General features: G+C 65.1%; 14 protein-coding genes. 10 read left to right on the plus strand and 4 right to left on the minus strand.

Features of this window, described 5'->3' with window-relative positions:
- Positions 1-2: 2 nt before the first annotated feature.
- The 4 genes from CK221_RS00805 to tssH form a co-directional block, all read right to left on the minus strand.
- Positions 3-869 carry a branched-chain amino acid ABC transporter permease gene (locus CK221_RS00805; protein ID WP_066989049.1) on the minus strand — a complete coding sequence of 289 codons (867 nt, stop codon included), beginning with the start codon at positions 867-869 and terminating at the stop codon, positions 3-5.
- An 80-nt stretch (positions 870-949) separates the two neighbouring features.
- The gene (locus tag CK221_RS00810; RefSeq protein ID WP_066989051.1) at positions 950-2,152 is read right to left on the minus strand and encodes an ABC transporter substrate-binding protein; all 1,203 of its coding nucleotides are present in this window, start codon (positions 2,150-2,152) and stop codon (positions 950-952) included.
- A gap of 281 nt (positions 2,153-2,433) precedes the next feature.
- Positions 2,434-2,727, minus strand: a complete 294-nt coding sequence (locus CK221_RS00815) for a hypothetical protein (RefSeq protein ID WP_245430551.1) — start codon at positions 2,725-2,727, stop codon at positions 2,434-2,436.
- A 112-nt stretch (positions 2,728-2,839) separates the two neighbouring features.
- Complete coding sequence (tssH, locus tag CK221_RS00820; protein WP_095776297.1) at positions 2,840-5,677, minus strand: type VI secretion system ATPase TssH; 2,838 nt, start codon at positions 5,675-5,677, stop codon at positions 2,840-2,842.
- 332 nt (positions 5,678-6,009) lie between these two features.
- On the opposite strand from tssH, the gene tssA reads away from it, so the two are divergent.
- From tssA to tssK, 10 genes are read left to right on the plus strand one after another with little or no spacing between them, the layout of a single operon-like run.
- Positions 6,010-7,209: a type VI secretion system protein TssA gene (tssA, locus tag CK221_RS00825; RefSeq protein ID WP_095776298.1), complete on the plus strand. Its 1,200-nt coding sequence runs from the start codon at positions 6,010-6,012 to the stop codon at positions 7,207-7,209.
- A 5-nt stretch (positions 7,210-7,214) separates the two neighbouring features.
- Positions 7,215-7,751 carry a type VI secretion system contractile sheath small subunit gene (tssB, locus tag CK221_RS00830; protein ID WP_066989057.1) on the plus strand — a complete coding sequence of 179 codons (537 nt, stop codon included), beginning with the start codon at positions 7,215-7,217 and terminating at the stop codon, positions 7,749-7,751.
- 3 nt (positions 7,752-7,754) lie between these two features.
- Positions 7,755-9,260 carry a type VI secretion system contractile sheath large subunit gene (gene tssC / locus CK221_RS00835; RefSeq protein ID WP_066989059.1) on the plus strand — a complete coding sequence of 502 codons (1,506 nt, stop codon included), beginning with the start codon at positions 7,755-7,757 and terminating at the stop codon, positions 9,258-9,260.
- Positions 9,261-9,319: 59 nt separating this feature from the next.
- Positions 9,320-9,769, plus strand: a complete 450-nt coding sequence (locus CK221_RS00840) for an Hcp family type VI secretion system effector (protein ID WP_170950255.1) — start codon at positions 9,320-9,322, stop codon at positions 9,767-9,769.
- Positions 9,756-10,508, plus strand: a complete 753-nt coding sequence (tssE, locus tag CK221_RS00845) for a type VI secretion system baseplate subunit TssE (protein ID WP_095776299.1) — start codon at positions 9,756-9,758, stop codon at positions 10,506-10,508. Before CK221_RS00840 ends, tssE begins: the two co-directional genes overlap by 14 nt.
- Before the next feature lies 1 nt (position 10,509).
- Entirely contained in the window at positions 10,510-12,384 is a 1,875-nt protein-coding gene (tssF, locus tag CK221_RS00850) for a type VI secretion system baseplate subunit TssF (RefSeq protein ID WP_095776300.1), read from the plus strand.
- Positions 12,348-13,430, plus strand: coding sequence for a type VI secretion system baseplate subunit TssG (tssG, locus tag CK221_RS00855; RefSeq protein WP_095776301.1), 1,083 nt, complete (start codon positions 12,348-12,350; stop codon positions 13,428-13,430). The genes tssF and tssG overlap by 37 nt, the downstream gene beginning before the upstream one ends.
- On the plus strand, positions 13,427-14,875 hold the full coding sequence (gene tagH, locus CK221_RS00860; protein WP_095776302.1) for a type VI secretion system-associated FHA domain protein TagH: 1,449 nt from the start codon (positions 13,427-13,429) through the stop codon (positions 14,873-14,875). The genes tssG and tagH overlap by 4 nt, the downstream gene beginning before the upstream one ends.
- Before the next feature lie 3 nt (positions 14,876-14,878).
- Positions 14,879-15,331, plus strand: coding sequence for a type VI secretion system lipoprotein TssJ (gene tssJ, locus CK221_RS00865; RefSeq protein ID WP_066989071.1), 453 nt, complete (start codon positions 14,879-14,881; stop codon positions 15,329-15,331).
- Positions 15,332-15,368: 37 nt separating this feature from the next.
- A complete protein-coding gene (gene tssK / locus CK221_RS00870) occupies positions 15,369-16,703 on the plus strand; it encodes a type VI secretion system baseplate subunit TssK (protein WP_066989073.1) in 1,335 nt (444 codons plus the stop codon).
- Positions 16,704-16,707: the final 4 nt, after the last annotated feature.

Genomic DNA, 16,707 nt, shown 5'->3' on the forward strand with positions numbered 1-16,707 from the left:
GATCAACCCCACGGCTTGCCCATCAGCCCGTTGGGGCGGATCGACAGAAACACCATCAGGGCGGCGAAGATGACGAGGTAGGTGACGTCGCCATATTCTCGCAGCGCGGTGAGGCCGACCGATTCCATCATGCCGAGGATGAAGCCGCCGGCGATCGCGCCGCCGACGACGCCGGCGCCGCCGATCATCACCATCAGGAAGGCCTTGATCGAGATCGGGCCGCCAATGCCGGAATTGACGCCGGTGATGGTGACCAGCAGGCCGCCGACAACGCCGGCCAGCATGGCGCCTAGCGCGAAGCCGATCATCGAATAGCGGTCGACCCTGACACCCATCAGCTGGGCCGCGACACGGTCCTGAGCGAGCGCGCGCATGGCGCGGCCGACCCGGCTGTACTGCATGTAAAGGACAAAGGCGGCGATGAAGACGATGGCCAGAGCGCCGACAACCAGGCGGTCATAAGGCATGATGATGCCGGCCTCGTTGAAGACGCCTTTAACGATCTTGGGAACGCCGCGCTGCTTCTCACCGAACATGAGCAGGATGACGGCGTCGAAGAAGAAGGCCGTCGCGGCGGCGAGCAGCATGGTGCTCTCCTCGCGGTGACTGCGGCGGATAACCGTTCGAAAGAGGAATCTCTCCATCAGCGCGCCGATGACGGCGAGCGTCACGCCGGAGGCCAGCAGCGCCACCACGAAAGGCAGGCCGAGTTGGCCGTAGACGGTATAGGTGATGAACCCGCCCAGAACGTACATCTGCCCGTGGGCGAAATTCAGCACGTTCATCAGGGCGAAGATCAGGGTTAGCCCGAGCGCGATCAGCGCGTACTGGGCGCCGAGATACAATCCGTTGGCGATGACCTGTTCCATGGATCCTTCGATCTTCCGCGGGGTCCGAGCATCGCCCGGACCCCCGGCATTCGGGAGGAAGTAACCTTAGGAACCCAAACCTAGTCGACGGAGCCGACGAACAGGGTCTGGAAAGCGCCGTCCTTGTATTCGTTGACCACCATCGGCACGGCTAGCTGACGCTTCTGGCCGAAGGAGGTCGCGCCGACATAGCTCAGCTTGGCGTCGCCCTTGAGAAAGGGGTTGGGCGCCGAGAAGGTGTCCATGGTCTTCTTGAATTCGTCGACATTGTTGATGGCGGCCGGATTGGCCTTCATCGTCTCGATGATGTACTCCAACGCGTAAACCTTGGTATTGGACTCGTCGTTATACTCGCCGAACATCTTGGTGTAGCGCGCGACGAACTCCTTCATCTCGTCGGACGCGATCTCCGGCGTCGAGGCACCGCCGACGGAAATGAAGCCGTTGGCGTATTCGCCGGCGCCCTCCTCCAGAACCTTGGCGTCCTGCGCCGTCTCGGTCGAGATCAAGCCCTCGAAGCCGAGCTCGCGGGCGGCGCGGATGAGCAGCGGCGCGTTGGCCGGCGCCACGCCGGACAGCACCAGCAGATCGGGCTTCAGCGCGACGATCGGGGTCAGCACCGGCGTGAAGTCGCGGGTGTCGTTCTGGTACGTGTCGTTCTGCGCGACGACGTCGAGCCCGAGCGCCTTGGCCGCCTCGACGCCGCTGTCACGCTGGCTGAGCGGGTCGGATTCGTTCGCGGCGACAAAGGCGATCGTCTTCACGCCCTTGTTTTCCTTGAGGTATTTATAGATCGCCGGGCCCGACTGGTAGTTGGCGATCATGCCGAGCACGGCGTTCGAGGCCGGCTTCTGGTAGAGCGCCTTCGGGAAGGCGTAGGGGAAATAGATGATGCCGTTGGCCTCGGCTACAGGGCGCACCGCAGCAGCGCCGTCATCGACATTGGGTCCGACGACATAGTGGATGCCCTCCTGCGCCATCTTCTCCATGCCGGCGATGGCGCGCTTGGGATCTTTCTGGTCGTCGAAGGTGACGATGTTGATGTTGTAGGTGTCGTCGCCGATCTTGACGCCGCCTTTTTCGTTGAGCCAGGCGGCGCGCGTCTGCATCGAGCGCACATTGGACGTGCCCCAGGCGGCGGCGGGACCGCTGGTGACACCAACAAAGCCGATCTTCAGTTCCTTGTTTTCAGCCTGCGCGGACGGGATGCCTATGGCGGCCATGGCCAGGGTCGAGGCGGCGCCAAGCACCAGCGATTTCAAAGTCGAGCGTCGGTTGATCATATCGGTTCCCTTCTGGTTATCGCGCTTTTGTTTTGCTCATCGGCTGCGCGGATAGCCTATGGGAAGCCGCCTGCGAAAGATTGTCAACAGATTTCTTTGTTATTGTATACAATGTTTCGGTTGAATGTGTGCGACGGCAGAGCGGCCCAACCGCGGGGCAGGCTGAGGCCGGGCTGCCCGAACGGCCAGCCACCTCGGCGAACGATCAGTTCGCGGCATGATCAATGGAGGCGGTCGCGGCTTGCCGACGGCTGGCTCGTACGAATGGCGCGGGGCAGACCTTATTTTCCGCAGTGATGGTCGTTGATTTTGTTCAGCGCGTTCGCGTCCGGCCCCGTCCGGTGGTACGAACATGCGCCCGCCGCCGAAGTGACCAGCATGGCGTCATAGTAGCGCGGTCCGCCGAACAGGATGTCGATGAGGTCGCCTTCGGCCGGAACGTAGCGCTCCTGCTCGACCGGGCGCTTAAGCTGCCGGTCGCCGGCGAACGCCGCGCCGGACACGCCAATGGCCGTGGCCAGAACGAGAGCGGAGATCGCAAGGTTTTTCGTCATCGGCGGCACCTTTCCGGCCATTTCGGGTCAGCAGCATATCCAAAATCGCCAGCGGAGCAAAAGTTCCCAGTCTCTATCTTCAAAATAGCTTGGCCCGATTGGGCGCTACACTCCTTCCCCGGAGTTGCTGCGGCTACTCGAAGGAGTAGGTAAAACCTTCCTTGGACGCGCCGACGGTGACCTTCGTCATCTTCGCGCCCTCCAGCGAGCGGTTGAGCACGCCGCGGCTGAGCTCCGGCAGCAGCGTGTTGGTGAGGATGGCGTCGATCATGCGGCCGCCGGACTCGATCTCGGTGCAGCGCGCCTTGACCAGATCCATGACGCCGTCGCCGATGACCAGTTCGGCATCGTTGGTTGCTTTAAGCCGCCGCGCGATCTTGCCGAACTGATGGCGGGCGATCGCCTCGATCATCGAATCCGACAGTGGATAATAGGGTATGGTGACCACCCGACCGAGGAAGGCGGCCGGGAAAACTTTCAGCAGCGGAGTGCGCAGGGCCGCGTCGAGATCGTCGATGCCGGTCCGCACGGTGCCGTTCTTGGTGCGGTCCATGATGACGTCGGAGCCGACATTCGAGGTGAGCAGGATCAGCGTGTTCTTGAAATCGATGCGCCGGCCCTCGCTGTCGTCCATCATGCCCTTGTCGAAGACCTGGAAGAAGATTTCGTGGACGTCCGGGTGCGCCTTCTCGACCTCGTCGAGCAGGATCACCGAATAGGGTTTTCTGCGCACCGCCTCGGTCAGGATGCCGCCCTTGCCGTAACCGACATAGCCGGGCGGCGCGCCCTTGAGCGTCGAGACGGTATGCGCTTCCTGGAACTCAGACATATTGATCGAGATCAGGTTCTGCTCGCCGCCATAGAGTGTCTCGGCGAGCGCCAGCGCGGTCTCGGTCTTGCCGACGCCGGAGGGGCCGCAGAGCAGGAATACGCCGACCGGCTTTTCCGGCGCGCCAAGGCCGGCGCGGCTGGTCTGGACACGTTTGGCGATCATCTCCATCGCGTGATCCTGGCCGACCACGCGTTCCGAAAGGGTCGCGGCCAGCCTGAGCGCTTTCTCGGTCTGGCTGGACAGCATCCGTCCGGTCGGGATGCCGGTCCAATCCTGCACCACGGCCGCGACCGCATTGCGATCGACCGAAGGCAGGATCAGCGGCGTCTCGCCCTGCGCCGCGGCAAGCTCCGCCATCAGCTCGCGCAGCCGCGCGAGATCGGCAGACGAACCGGCCGATCCCTCGGCGATCGTCTCGGCAACGGCCGCCTCTTCGACCGCCTCGCCTTTCGCCGCCTTGGCTTTCGAGCCCTTGGATTTCGCGGGCTTGGTTTCAGCCGCCTTGCTCTCGGGCGCCTTTGCTTCGGGAGTTTCGGACGCAGCCGGCTCAGCCGCTACGGTTTCCTCCCCGGCCTCCCCGGCCGCCGCATCGAGCGGCACGCCTTCACCGCGCAGTTTGGCGCGCAGGTCGAGGATCTGGCTCACGAGCGCTTTTTCCCGATCCCAGCGCGCTTGGGCGGCGGCTAAAGTCGTCTCGGTTTCCGCCAGCCCGGCATCGACGCGAGCCTGCCGGTCGGCGACCTCGATGCCGATCGCCGCCTCGCGGCCGATGATGCCGCTCTCGACCTCCAGAGCCTGGCGGCGGCGCAGAATGTCTTCGACCTCGGCCGGCGTCGCATGCTGCGAGACCGCAACGCGCGCGCAAGCCGTGTCGAGCAGGCTGACGGCCTTGTCCGGCAGTTGCCTGGCCGGAATGTAGCGGTGCGAGAGCGCGACCGCCGCCTCGATCGCCTCGTCCAGTATCTGGACCTTGTGGTGCTGCTCCAGGACGCCGGCGACGCCGCGCAGCATCAGCACGGCCACAGCTTCCGACGGCTCCTCGATCTTGACCACCTGGAAGCGGCGCGTCAGCGCCGGGTCCTTCTCGATATGCTGCTTGTATTCGGCCCAGGTCGTGGCGGCTATGGTGCGCAGCTCGCCGCGCGCCAGCGCCGGCTTCAAAAGATTGGCGGCGTCGCCGGTGCCCGCGGCACCGCCGGCGCCGATCAGCGTATGCGCCTCGTCGATGAACAGGATGACCGGCACCTCGGAGGCCTGAACCTCGTCGATGACCGCCTTCAGCCGCTTCTCGAACTCGCCCTTGACGCTGGCGCCCGCCTGCATCAGCCCGACATCGAGCATGCGCACGCTGACATTCTCAAGCGTCGGCGGCACGTCGCCCTGGGCGATGCGGAGCGCAAATCCTTCGACCACCGCCGTCTTGCCGACGCCGGCCTCGCCGGTCAGGATCGGGTTGTTTTGGCGGCGACGCATGAGGATGTCGACGATCTGCCGGATTTCCGGGTCGCGGCCGACGACCGGATCGATCTTGCCGTCGCGGGCGCGCAGCGTGAGGTCGGTCGCGTATTTGGCCAGCGCCGAATCTCCGCCCGGACCGCGCTTCATCGGCTGTTCGGCGGCGGCAGAGGCGGCAGGTGTGCCGGCTTCGAGCGAGCCTTCGGTCACGTCGGCGAAACGGGAAACGACGCCGTCGGCATCGATCTTGTCGAATTCGGCGCTGATTTTCGAGACCAGGCCTTCCAGCACCGGCGTCCTCAGGCAGGCCAGCAGGATATGGGCGCTGCGCACCTCCTCCACGCCGAACTCCAGCGTCGCCAGGTTCCAGCCTTCCTGGATGGCGTGGAAGATGTGATCGGAGAATTCCTCGACGGAGGTCGCGCCGTAAGGCAGCTTGTCGATGGCTCGGGTCATGTCAGCCGTCAGCCGGCTGACGTCCAACCCGGCATCGGCGATGATCATCTGCACGTCCGAGCGCTCGGACAGCACCAGTTGCTGGATGAAGTGGACGAGCTCCACATAAGGATTGCCGCGCAGCTTGGCCGTATCGGCCGCGGCCTTGAAGGCGCGCACCCCCGTGGCGTTGAGCTTGGCGACCAGTTCCTTACGCTTGAAGCTCTGCGATGACCGGCGCTGTTCCATTCGAACTTGCTCCCGCAATCTGCCAACCGTACCCTGCCATATAAGCGGCGGCTTGACAAAGCCGCGTGACGGATAAGACGTTTGGATCTATCCGGGCGGCACTGCCCGGTTACACAAGCTCTGCAATGTCGTGCAAGAAACACCGAATTGCGGTCCGGGCTATGCGAGCCATTTCACATACCCGGCCCGGTAATCGCGCAATGGGTTTTGCTGAAAGAAACGGTCGCGTTTAGCATCCGTTAGTTTTTGAGCAGCTGCTCAATTGTCGTGACGCGAGGCCGGTGGTAACGTTGCGTCACATAGGGTCTCAGGGCCGCTGGCTGGGGGTTAGTGTGATTGATCTCGCACTCTGGCTGAATCCTCTGAACGGTGAAAATCCGTCGGGAGAGGACTTGCGTAACGACCCGGCCTTTCATGAGCTGGAGCGCCTGACCGAACAGCAGAAAAAGGTCGAATACGAAGGAAACAACAAATCGGAAGTCGATGTTCCGGTCGACTGGTCCGTCGTACTCACCAAGGCGGAGGAGTTGCGGTCGCACGGGCGGGACCTGCGCCTTCTCGTCCTGGTTGTGCGTGCCCTTGCCAACGAAGAACAGCTGGGCGGGCTCGCCGAAGGCCTGACACTGATCGCCCAAACCTTCGACAGGCATTGGGAAACGATGCATCCGGCACTGCGCTCTGGCGCCACGGCGCGCGAGGCTGCCTTGCGGCGCATCAATGCGCTGATCGACCTGCAAAACAGCCAGGACGGGCTGCTCAAGGATCTGCGCGGCATGGTCTTCTTTGCGCCGCGCACGGTCGGCCCGATCAAGGGAGAGGACCTGGAGAAGGGCAGCCTCGACGAACACGTCATGCTGCAGGAGGCTGCTTCGGGACTGGGCGCGGCGGAAAAGGCGGCGCTGGTAAGCGGCCACAACCAGCTGGTGAACCGGGTGCGCACCGGGTGCAAGGCGCACGTCGATCAGGCCGGCGAGGCGATGACCTCGCTGCTCGCCGACGCCCGCGCGGTGATCGCCGCTCTCGACGAGGTCGACGCCGCCCTCAACAAGCGCATCGACGGCAATGGCCCCGCCATTCCGGAATTGAGACGCTTCCTGCAGCGTTTGCTGACGACGCTGGAGCGGAATTCCGCCGCCGGTGCCGGGGCGAACGGCGCCGCAAAGCCAATCCCGCAGCCGGCGGAACCGGCAGCGCCCGGCCCAAACGGCCATGGTGGCGAAAGAATGGGCGCCGAAGCGAGGGGAGCCGAATCGATGGCAAGTGTCGCAAGCTATGCGGAACCGGGCGCCGGGCTGCCCGACCGGATCACCTCGCGCGACGACGTCGTCAAATGCCTGGATCTCGTCGTCGCCTTTTATGACCGGACCGAGCCGTCGAGCCCGATCCCGCATCTCGCCCGCCGCGTGCGCCGCATGGTGCACATGGATTTCGTGGAACTGATGGAAGATCTCGCCCCGTCGGGGCTGAAGGAGTTCCGGCTGCTTGCCGGTGTCCCCGATCCGAAGAAGCCGGCCCAGAAGGATGAAAGGTAACAAGCATGCCAGCAGAGAGCAAAGCGAAGGTCATCGAAAGAAACCGCGCCCCGCGCGTGCAGATCGCCTATGACGTCGAGACCTACGGCAGCCCGACAACGATCGAACTGCCGTTCGTCATGGCCGTGATGGCCGATCTTTCCGGCGCTTCACAGACCAAGGAAGCGGTGAAGTCGGTGCTCGACCGCAACTTCGTCGAAACCGACGCCAACCGCTTCCCGAAGTTCATGGAGGCCATGGGGCCGCGGGTGAAGGCGCGGGTAAAGAACACACTCCCGCAAGCCGAGGGCGCCGAGCGGGACGAAGAGCTCGCGATCGATCTCACCTTCTCCAAGATGGGCGATTTCGCGCCCGACAAGATCGCCGAGCAGGTCCCGCAACTGGCCGAGATTCTCAAGATGCGCCGGCAGCTCGAAGAGTTGCTCGGCTTCATGGATGGCCGCGTCGACGCCGAAAAGCGCATCGCGCAGCTTCTGAACAACGAACCGCTGCTGAGCAAGATCGCCGGCCAGGCGATTTCTGAGGGCAAGGGCGAGGAGTAAGTCATGGCTGAACAGCAAAAAACCGCAGCCGCCACCGCCGAGGCGGAAGCGATTGACCTCGGCGAATTCAGCGGCCTCCTGGAAAAGGATTTCAAGGTCAAGAAGGACGACAGCGAAAAGCTGCAGCAGCTGGTGCGCAACCTGGCGCTGGCGGCGCAGTCGCGCTCCGAAACCACCACCATCTCGTCCAATGCGATCAAGTCGATCAAGTCGCTGATCGCCGGCATCGACAAGATGCTGACGACGCAGGTCAACGAGATCCTGCACGCGCCGGAAGTGCGCGAGATGGAAGGCACCTGGCGCGGCCTCTGGTATCTCGTCAACAACACCGAGACGGATACGAAGCTCAAGATCCGGGTGATGAACATCTCCAAGGAACAGCTGGCCGACACGCTGGAAGACTATGAAGGCCAGATGTGGGACCAGAGCCCGATCTTCAAGAAGGTCTATACGGACGAGTATTCGATGCTGGGCGGCGAGCCGATCGGCTGCATTCTCGGCGCCTACGAATTCTCGAACCATCCGCGCGACGTCGGCCTGCTGCGCAACATCTCCGGCGTCTGCGCCTCGGCGCACACGCCCTTCATCGCAGCGGCCTCGCCGCGCCTGTTCCGCATGGACAGCTGGCAGGAACTGCCCAACCCGCAGGACCTGCAGATGATCGTCAACAACCCGGCCTATGCCTCGTGGCAGTCGCTGCGCGAGAGCGAGGACGCCCGCTATATCGGCCTCACCATGCCGCGGGTGCTGGCGCGCCTGCCCTACGGCTCGGAGACCGTTCCGGTGAAGGGTTTCACCTTCGAGGAAGAGGTGGGAGGCGACCACAACAAATATGTCTGGATGAACGCCGCCTTTCCGATGGGCGTCAACATCAACCGCAGCCACAAGCTTTTTGGCTGGGGCACACAGATCCGCGGCGTCGAAAACGGCGGCACGGTGCTCAACCTGCCGGTGCACGCGTTTCCGACCGACGACGGATCGATCGCGATGAAATGCCCGACGGAAGTCGCCATCGACGACCGGCGCGAAGCGGAGCTCGCCAAGCTCGGTCTGATGCCGATCCTGCACCGGAAGAACACCGACCTTGCGGCCTTCATCGGCGCCCATTCGCTGCAGGACGACGAGACGCGAGCCGGGCGTCTGGTCGATCCCGACGCGCAGGCCAACGAGCGGCTCAGCGCCAACCTGCCCTACCTATTCCCGGTCTCGCGCTTCGCCCACTACCTCAAGGCGATCGCGCGCGACAAGATCGGCTCGTTCAAGGAACGCACCGACATGCAGATCTGGTTGACCGAATGGATCAACCGGTACGTGCTGGCCAATCCAGCCTTTGCCGACGACAAGGCGCGCGCCAAGCGCCCGCTCGCCGCGGCCGAGGTCCAGGTCGACAGTGTCGAAGGCCGGCCCGGTTACTACAACGCCCGTTTCTATCTGCGTCCGCACTACCAGCTGGAAGGCATCAATGCCTCGCTCCGGCTGGTGTCCGAACTGCCGTCAGTGAAGGGGTGAAATAGCAAGCATAGTCATCATGTTTGGTTTGAGAGCGGTGGAGAAAGACAATGCCTTCAATGAAGATCGATGGTTTTCTGAAAGTTCCGGACATCAAGGGTCCCAGTGTGCGCGACGGCCACGAAGATGAGATCGAAGTCCATGGCGTCGACTACAAGATGATCGCGCCTTACGATCCCAATTCGCTCTCGCGCCGCGGGCGCGTATCCTTGGGGATGATCAAGTTCACCAAGCATTACGACAAGGCGTCGCCTTACCTGAAGAAGGCGCTGTTCGACAACAAGGCGCTCGACGAAGTGGTGTTTTCGGCGCGCCGCACCATCGACGGCGAGACCAGCGATTATCTGGTGGTGACGCTCACCGACGCTTCGATCATGGAATACGACATGAAGCAGGCCGATGACGAGGCCGACCTGATCGAGGAAGAAGTGAGCTTCGCCTACAAGAAGATCAAATTCGTCTACGACAAGGACGACGAGATCGAAATGGATGTCTATGTCGGCAAGTGAGGCCAAAAGGCCCGGCGCAAGGGCGCAGCTCGCCGGCAGTTCGCGAGCAAAGCGCGAGGCGGTCCAGCCCTCCCTCTGGGACCGCCTCATCAACGACCTGCCCGGGCTGACGTCGGAGATCGAGGGGCTGCGTCGCCTGCTGGAAGAAGAACTCGGCGCCGAGCGCGTCGAGGCTCTTCTTGCCGGCAGCGCACGCACCATCGATGCCGATGTGGAACTCACCCCCGACCAAAAGCGGCGCCTGCACCGTCTGGTGTTCCAGGCCGAACATCGGGCCGAGATCGAAAGCCGCGGCGTGGTGGTGTCGGCGCGGGTGCTCAGGGAAGCCGTCCGGCGCGACATCGAAGCCTTGTTCAACACCGAGCGCTTCGAGTCCGTTCCGATGCTTTCCGATGCCGAGCACGAACAGCCCCTGGACGAGCTGCCGTCGCTTGCCGACTTTCCGGAGGTGCGCCGCAGCGTCGTGAACTACGGCGTGCCGTCCTTCTCCGGCCGCTCCTCGCGGGACTTCGACCGCGATACCCTGGCGCGCGAGATCCGCGCGGTGCTCGCCACCTTCGAGCCGCGGCTCAAGGAAAGCGCCACGACGGTCAATGTCACGCTCGGCGACAAGAGCGTCGGCCTGAAGATCGAGATCGACGCCGTGCTGATCATGACGCCGACGCCGGAACGCATGCGGCTGCGCACCACGATCAATCTCGACAACGGCCTGGCGCGAACCGAATTCCGGGAGACCTGAGATGGATCGGGTCTTCGTCGAATATTACGAAGAAGAACTGACCCATATCCGGGCGCTCGCGGCCGAGTTCGCCGATATGCATCCGGCAGTCGCCCGCAATCTTTCCCTCGACACCGTCCCCTGCCCGGACCCCTATGTCGAACGGCTGCTCGACGGCGTGGCCTTCCTTGCCGCGCGCACGCGGCTGAAGGTCGACGCCGAGCGCTCGCGCTTCTCTCGCGCCGTGCTCGACGTGCTTTACCCGGACCTGGTCACGCCGGCGCCGGCAACGGCGATGGCGGTGCTGAAACCCGGCCAGCAGGTGCAGTCGATGATCGCCGGCCATACCGTCGCGCGCGGCACACGACTGGTCTCCAGCCTGCATCCGGGACTGTCGACGCGGTCAACCTTCAGCACCGCGCAAGAGATCACGCTATGGCCGATAGCGATCACCTCTGTCAGCTATTTCCAGGATCGCAGCGCGCTGGCTGCCGCCGGCATCGGCCCAGTCGGCGGCGCGCGCGGCGAGGCAGCGCTGCGCGTCGCGCTTGCGCGCACCGGAAAGGGCAAGCTCAGCGAGCTGTCGCTCGACCGTCTCGATCTCTATTTCGCCGGTCGCACCAAGGCGCCGCTCCTGTTCGACGCGATCTTCGGGGCCTGCTCGGCCGTCGGCGCGCGGGCGGAAGGAAAGACCAATCCGCTATCGGCGCTGCCCGAGCCCGAAATGGTCGGCATCCGCGACGACGAGGCGCTGATGCCGCGCACCCGCCCGACCTTCGAGGGCTACCGGCTGCTGCGCGAATATTTCATGATCCCCGAACGCTTCCACTATGTGCGGGTCGCCGGCCTGCAGCCGGTGGTGCGCAGATGCGAGGCGGGGATGGAGATCATCTTCCTGTTCCGCCGCCCGGTGCCCGAGCTCGCCGACGTTGCGCCGGCCGATTTCGAGCTCTTCGTGACGCCGCTGATCAATCTCTTCGAGCGCGAATGCAACGTCATCGAGATCGATCCGCGCAGGACACGGCAAGTGCTGCATGCCGATCGAACCAGAGCGCGCGATTTCGAGATCTTCCGCGTCACCCGAGTGGAGGATGCCGACGCGGAGGGCAGCGAGGCCGAGATTCCCGAGCTTTTCAGCCTGGGGCAGAACCGCGGCAGCGGCTGGGTGTATTCGACCGAGCGGCGCCCTCGTAGGGCCACCGAAGATGAGCGTCGCGACGGCCTGACCCGCACCTCCTACACGGGAGACGATGTTTTCCTCTCGGTGTCGCGCCCGGCCGGCAGCCCGGCCAACCGGCCGCTCAAGCGCCTCGACGTCATTGCGCTTTGCACCAATCGCGACCTGCCGATCCTCGACGACACACCGACACTGACGCTGGAGACGGCGGACCCCGTGGAGGCCGTCAGGCTGCTCGGCGCGCTGCGGCCGCCCCAGCCTTCGATCCCGGCGTCGCTGCCGGCGGGCGCCGAAGGCGAATCCCGCGCCGACAATCTCGCCTGGCGGCTGGTGGCGCAGCTCTCGCTCAACTTCTTGAGTCTCGCCAAGGAAGGCCGCGGCGTCGATCCGCTGCACGCGCTGCTCGATCTCTATGCCGACCGCGGCGACCCGAGCCTCGCCCGCAACGTGCATTCGATCACCCGCATCGACTCGCGCCCAGTGATAGAGCGGCTCAAGATCGACGGGCCGATGTGCTTCGGGCGGGGCACGGAAGTGACGCTGCATGTCGACCAGTCGGTGCTGGCGGGGCAAAGCACGCTTTTGCTTTCGGCCCTGCTGGCGCGGCTGTTTGCCCGCCATGCCGGGATAAACGGGTTCGTGCGGACACGCACGCGGCTGCTGCAGAAGCAGGAGGATGTGCCATGGCCGATGACGCCCGGCAATCGCTACCTGATCTAGCACGGCCCGCCCCGAGCCAAGCCGCCCCAGACGGAATCGGGGCGTTGTCGGAAAGCTTCGACTTCTTCGAGCTGCTGCGCCGGCTGGAGCAGAGGGGCGGGCTGTTCGGCTATTCCGGCCAGGCCAATCGCGAGCCGGCGCGGCTCGGCCAGCATGTGCGCCTGAGCTTCTCGGCCAGGGACGTGATGAAATTCCAGGAGGCGGGCGAAAAGGCTCCGGCGCGGGTGACCGTCGCCAATCTGGGACTGCTCGGGCCCGAAGGGCCGATGCCGCTGCATCTGACGCGCTGGGTGCTCGACCGGCTGTCGCAGCGCTGGTTCACCGGCACGCAAGCGGAGCAGACCAGCGACACAACCTTCGTCGACTTCGTCAACATCCTGCAGCACCGGATGATCGCGCTTTACTACCGCGCCTGGGCCGACGCACATCCGGCGGTGCAGGTCGAGCGCTCGATCGGCGGACGCGTCCGCGCCATGCTGGAAGCGATGTCGGGGATCGGCCTTCCCGGCACCCAGGATGCCGAACTCGACGCTGTGCGGCTGCGCCAGGCCGGATCGCTGGCCAGCCAGGTCGACGGTCCGGAACGGCTGACCTTGTTTCTTGCCACGGCCTTCAAGGTGCCGGTCGAGATCAAGGAATTCGTCACTTCCTGGATCACCATACCGGCGGCACTGCAGAGCCGCGTCGGCAAGGCCTATGCGGCGCTCGGGCGCGGCGCGACGATCGGCCCGCGCGTCTTCAGCCGCCAGAGCCGGATCGAGTTGCGCGTCGGCCCGCTCGATCTCGACGCCTTCAAGTCGTTCCTGCCCGGAGAGCGGCGCCTCGCCCTCTTCAAGAAAGCGGTGCGCGACATGATCGGCGAAGCGCTGGACATCGATTTGCGCATCGTGCTTGCGCGCGACGCCGTGCCGCCGCCGAAGATCGGAACCGTCCAGCTCGGCCGAACCTCCTGGCTTGCGCGCCCCGCCGAGAAGGGAGACGCCGACGATCTCAAGCTGCGCACGATCGTCGGCTGGCGGCCCGAAATGGCGGAGGCGGCCGCATGAGCCTGCTGCTGACGCTGGAACAAGGCCCGCGCTCCCAGGTGGTCAGGCAGACGAGGCTGGACGAAGGCGAGCTGGTGATCGGGCGCAGCGCCGATGCCGGCTGGCAGATCGACGATCCGGACATGTTCGTGTCGCGCGCCCATTGCAAGATCAGCGGCGGCCGCGACGGCTACTTCGTCACCGATACGTCGAGCAGCGGGCTGTTCATCGACGATTCCGACAGCCCGCTCGGCACCGGGAGGTCGGCACGGCTGCAAAGCGGCATGCGTTTGAAACTGGGCGACTACGTGCTCTATGTCGAGGTCCAGCCAAGCGCGAGCCAGACTTCGGTCGGTGAGGTCGCCAACCATTCCGCCGCCGCCTGGTCGGCACCTCAGCCGCGATCTTCGCCCAGCATCGGCGGCGACGATTTCTTTTCGGCCAAGGTCGAGGAGGAGCCGCGGCGGCCGCGGCCGGCCGATCTGCCGGACCCGTTCGAGCAGCCTGTGCCCGGCGCGTATGACCGCGCCTCGAACCAGCGCAGTTCGCCCGCCTTCGACGACCCATTCAGCCTCGACCCGGTGGCGACACCGGCCTCGGACGACGACTCGGCAACTGGCCGGTCCGATCCGTTCGGCTTCGGCGACATGCCCTCGCGCGGCGATACGGCGCAGCCGGCGCCGAAACCGGCCGGCTTCGACGACTTCGGCTTCGGCCCAGCCGCGACGCCTGCCTCTGCCAATGGCGCCCATCCGGCTGGTCGCGCCGAGCAGCAGGCCGACAAGCCGCAGGTCGCTCCTCCGCGGGACTTGCCGGCGCGCACGCCCGAGCCGCCTCCTCCGCCGCGTCCGGCTCCCGCGCCCAGGCCGTCCCGTGCAGCTCAGCCTGTGCCCGGCGATATGGCGCTGCGCGCCGCCTTCCTGCGCGGCATGGGGGTCGAGGAGGCCGATTTTCTCGGGCGCGACGCGATCGCCGAGATGGAAAAATTCGGGCGCGAGTACCGGCTGATGCTGGACGGCCTGATGCAGCTTCTGCGCAAGCGCGCCGAGGAAAAGGGCAGCGCGCGCGTTGCCCAGACGGTGGTCGGCGCCTCCGAGGTCAACCCGCTCAAATTCCTGCCGACGGTCGAGGATGTCATCGTCACCATAATCTCGGAGCGCAGCCCCGGCTTCCTCTCCGGCGAGGCGGCGATCGGCGATGCGGTGAAGGATCTCGCGCAGCACCACGTGCGCGCCTGGCGCGGCGTTCAGGCAGCGCTGCGGCGCATGATCGACCGGTTCGATCCGGCGACGATCGAGGAAGAGCTGAAATCCAATTCCGCGATCGGCAACCTGCTTGCGGGCGGCCGCAACGCCAAGCTGTGGGAGCTTTACCAGAAACGCCATCGCGACATCGCCCAAAGCGCGGAATCGAGTTTCCTGGGCGAGATCGGCGCAGACTTCAGGGATGCATACGAAGAGGAGTAGGACATGATCGATCGACGCGAATTCATCGTTGCCCTCGGCGCGACGGGGCTGCTTGCGGCTTGCCAGAGCGGCCCGCCGAAACCATCGGTTATCTCGGTCAACGTGACCGGTGGCGCCGGCATGAATCCGGGACCCGGCGGCGGCGATCGACCGGTGACTGTGCTGGTGATGCGGCTTGCCAGCACCGGCAAGTTCAATTCGGCCGATTATTTTGCGCTGCAGGGCGATGCGGGGTCCGCACTTGGAGCCGACCTTATCGGATCCGATTCGATCTCCGTCGCACCGGGCAAGACGGCGGCCAAGACCATCACGGTCGAACCGAACGCGACGGCGCTCGGCTTCGTCGCGCTGATCCGCGAACCCGGCGGACGCAACTGGCGCACGACCAAGTCGGTGTCGGCGGGATCGAAATTCACCATCAACGTCACGCTAGGCGGCGGCGGTATTTCCGCCTGACGGCGAGACAGAAGTTGGCAGTGCAGAGAGCAGCGGCATGAGCGACGCAAACAGGGTGCTATGGTCCGAGGGGCTCTTCCTGAGAACCCAGCATTTCCAGCAGCAGGACCGGTTCTTCGAGGCGATGGTGCGGGGCGCGCTGCAGGCCGGTCAGCTCCATACGTTCGGCTTCCAGCAGCTGACGCTCGATCAATCGCTGCTCGATGCAGGCCAGGTTTCTATCGTGTCCGCCCGGGGTATTTTCCCCGACGGCACGCCCTTCTCCATCCCGGAAATGATGGACGCGCCGAAACCTCTGCCGGTCACGGCCGATACCGGCGCCGGGCCGGTGCTGGTCGCGCTGCCGCTCGAGCCGCCCGGCGGCGTCGGTTTCGACCCGGCGCATGCCGCGTCGACCGGAGCGCGCTATCACGGCAGGATCGTGTCGGTGCGTGATTCCGTGCAGGGCGGCGCCGACCCGGAAGAGATCGAGATCGCCCGCCCGCAGGCGATGCTGCTTGCGCCCGGCAAATCGGTCGGCGGCTACACCGCGCTGCCGGTCGCCGACATCAAGGGCGTGCGGGCCGACGGCGGCGTCTCGCTCGACGAGAGCTTCCTGCCGCCGACGCTGATCACAGGCGCGGTCGCCTGGTACCGGCAATTGCTGCAGGAGGTCGTCACCGGTCTCGACCAGATCGCCGAAGCGCATGGCAAGATGGTGATGGGAGGGCCCGGCCGCAGCGTCGAGGACCTGCTGATGCTTCATCTTGCCAATGCGGCCAAGCCGCGGCTCGCCCACATGCTGGCGCAAGATGTCTTCCATCCGGCCGAGCTCTACCTCGAGCTCGCCGGCCTCGCCGGCGAAATGGCGACTTATGGCTCCAGCTCGCGCCGGCTCGGCGAGCTGCCGGCCTATGACCACATGGCGCCCGGCCCTGCCTATATGGCCCTGGCGGACGCCTTGCGCTCGCTGATCCTCAGCCTGCGGTATATCGAGCCGAAATCGCGCGCGCTGCCGGTCATGCGGCATGCCACCAATGTCTGGAAGGTGCGCATCGACAACCCGAAGCTTCTGGTGGCCAGCCGCATCGTCATCCGCGTCGGCTCCGAACTGTCGGAAGACGCGCTGCGCAAGATCTTCGTCAACCAGGCCACCGTCGGGTCCGCCGACCAGTTCGAGGGGCTGTGGAAGTCGCGCCTGCCCGGCATTCCGCTGAAGCCGCTGCATTCGCAGCCGCGCGAGATTCCCTATGACGGCGACCGGCTGTGCCTGGAGCTGGACCAGAAGAGCGAGCATTGGGCCTCGCTGCTCGACGCCCCCGGTTTCGTCATCGGCGTTTCCGGCGTGCTGCCAAGCGAGCCGCAGGTCGACTGCTATTCGGTGAACAGGTGAGGCC

It is taken from the genome of Mesorhizobium sp. WSM3868 (genome assembly GCF_002294785.1).
GTDB lineage: Bacteria > Pseudomonadota > Alphaproteobacteria > Rhizobiales > Rhizobiaceae > Mesorhizobium.

Excerpts from the sequence above, each read along its gene's own strand:
- CK221_RS00805 (WP_066989049.1), bottom strand. The coding sequence starts at position 869 with ATGGAACAGGTCATCGCCAACGGATTGTATCTCGGCGCCCAGTACGCG.
- CK221_RS00810 (WP_066989051.1), bottom strand. The coding sequence starts at position 2,152 with ATGATCAACCGACGCTCGACTTTGAAATCGCTGGTGCTTGGCGCCGCC.
- CK221_RS00815 (WP_245430551.1), bottom strand. The coding sequence starts at position 2,727 with ATGGCCGGAAAGGTGCCGCCGATGACGAAAAACCTTGCGATCTCCGCT.
- tssH (WP_095776297.1), bottom strand. The coding sequence starts at position 5,677 with ATGGAACAGCGCCGGTCATCGCAGAGCTTCAAGCGTAAGGAACTGGTC.
- tssB (WP_066989057.1), top strand. The coding sequence starts at position 7,215 with ATGCCAGCAGAGAGCAAAGCGAAGGTCATCGAAAGAAACCGCGCCCCG.
- tssC (WP_066989059.1), top strand. The coding sequence starts at position 7,755 with ATGGCTGAACAGCAAAAAACCGCAGCCGCCACCGCCGAGGCGGAAGCG.
- CK221_RS00840 (WP_170950255.1), top strand. The coding sequence starts at position 9,320 with ATGAAGATCGATGGTTTTCTGAAAGTTCCGGACATCAAGGGTCCCAGT.
- tssE (WP_095776299.1), top strand. The coding sequence starts at position 9,756 with ATGTCGGCAAGTGAGGCCAAAAGGCCCGGCGCAAGGGCGCAGCTCGCC.
- tssF (WP_095776300.1), top strand. The coding sequence starts at position 10,510 with ATGGATCGGGTCTTCGTCGAATATTACGAAGAAGAACTGACCCATATC.
- tssG (WP_095776301.1), top strand. The coding sequence starts at position 12,348 with ATGGCCGATGACGCCCGGCAATCGCTACCTGATCTAGCACGGCCCGCC.
- tagH (WP_095776302.1), top strand. The coding sequence starts at position 13,427 with ATGAGCCTGCTGCTGACGCTGGAACAAGGCCCGCGCTCCCAGGTGGTC.
- tssJ (WP_066989071.1), top strand. The coding sequence starts at position 14,879 with ATGATCGATCGACGCGAATTCATCGTTGCCCTCGGCGCGACGGGGCTG.
- tssK (WP_066989073.1), top strand. The coding sequence starts at position 15,369 with ATGAGCGACGCAAACAGGGTGCTATGGTCCGAGGGGCTCTTCCTGAGA.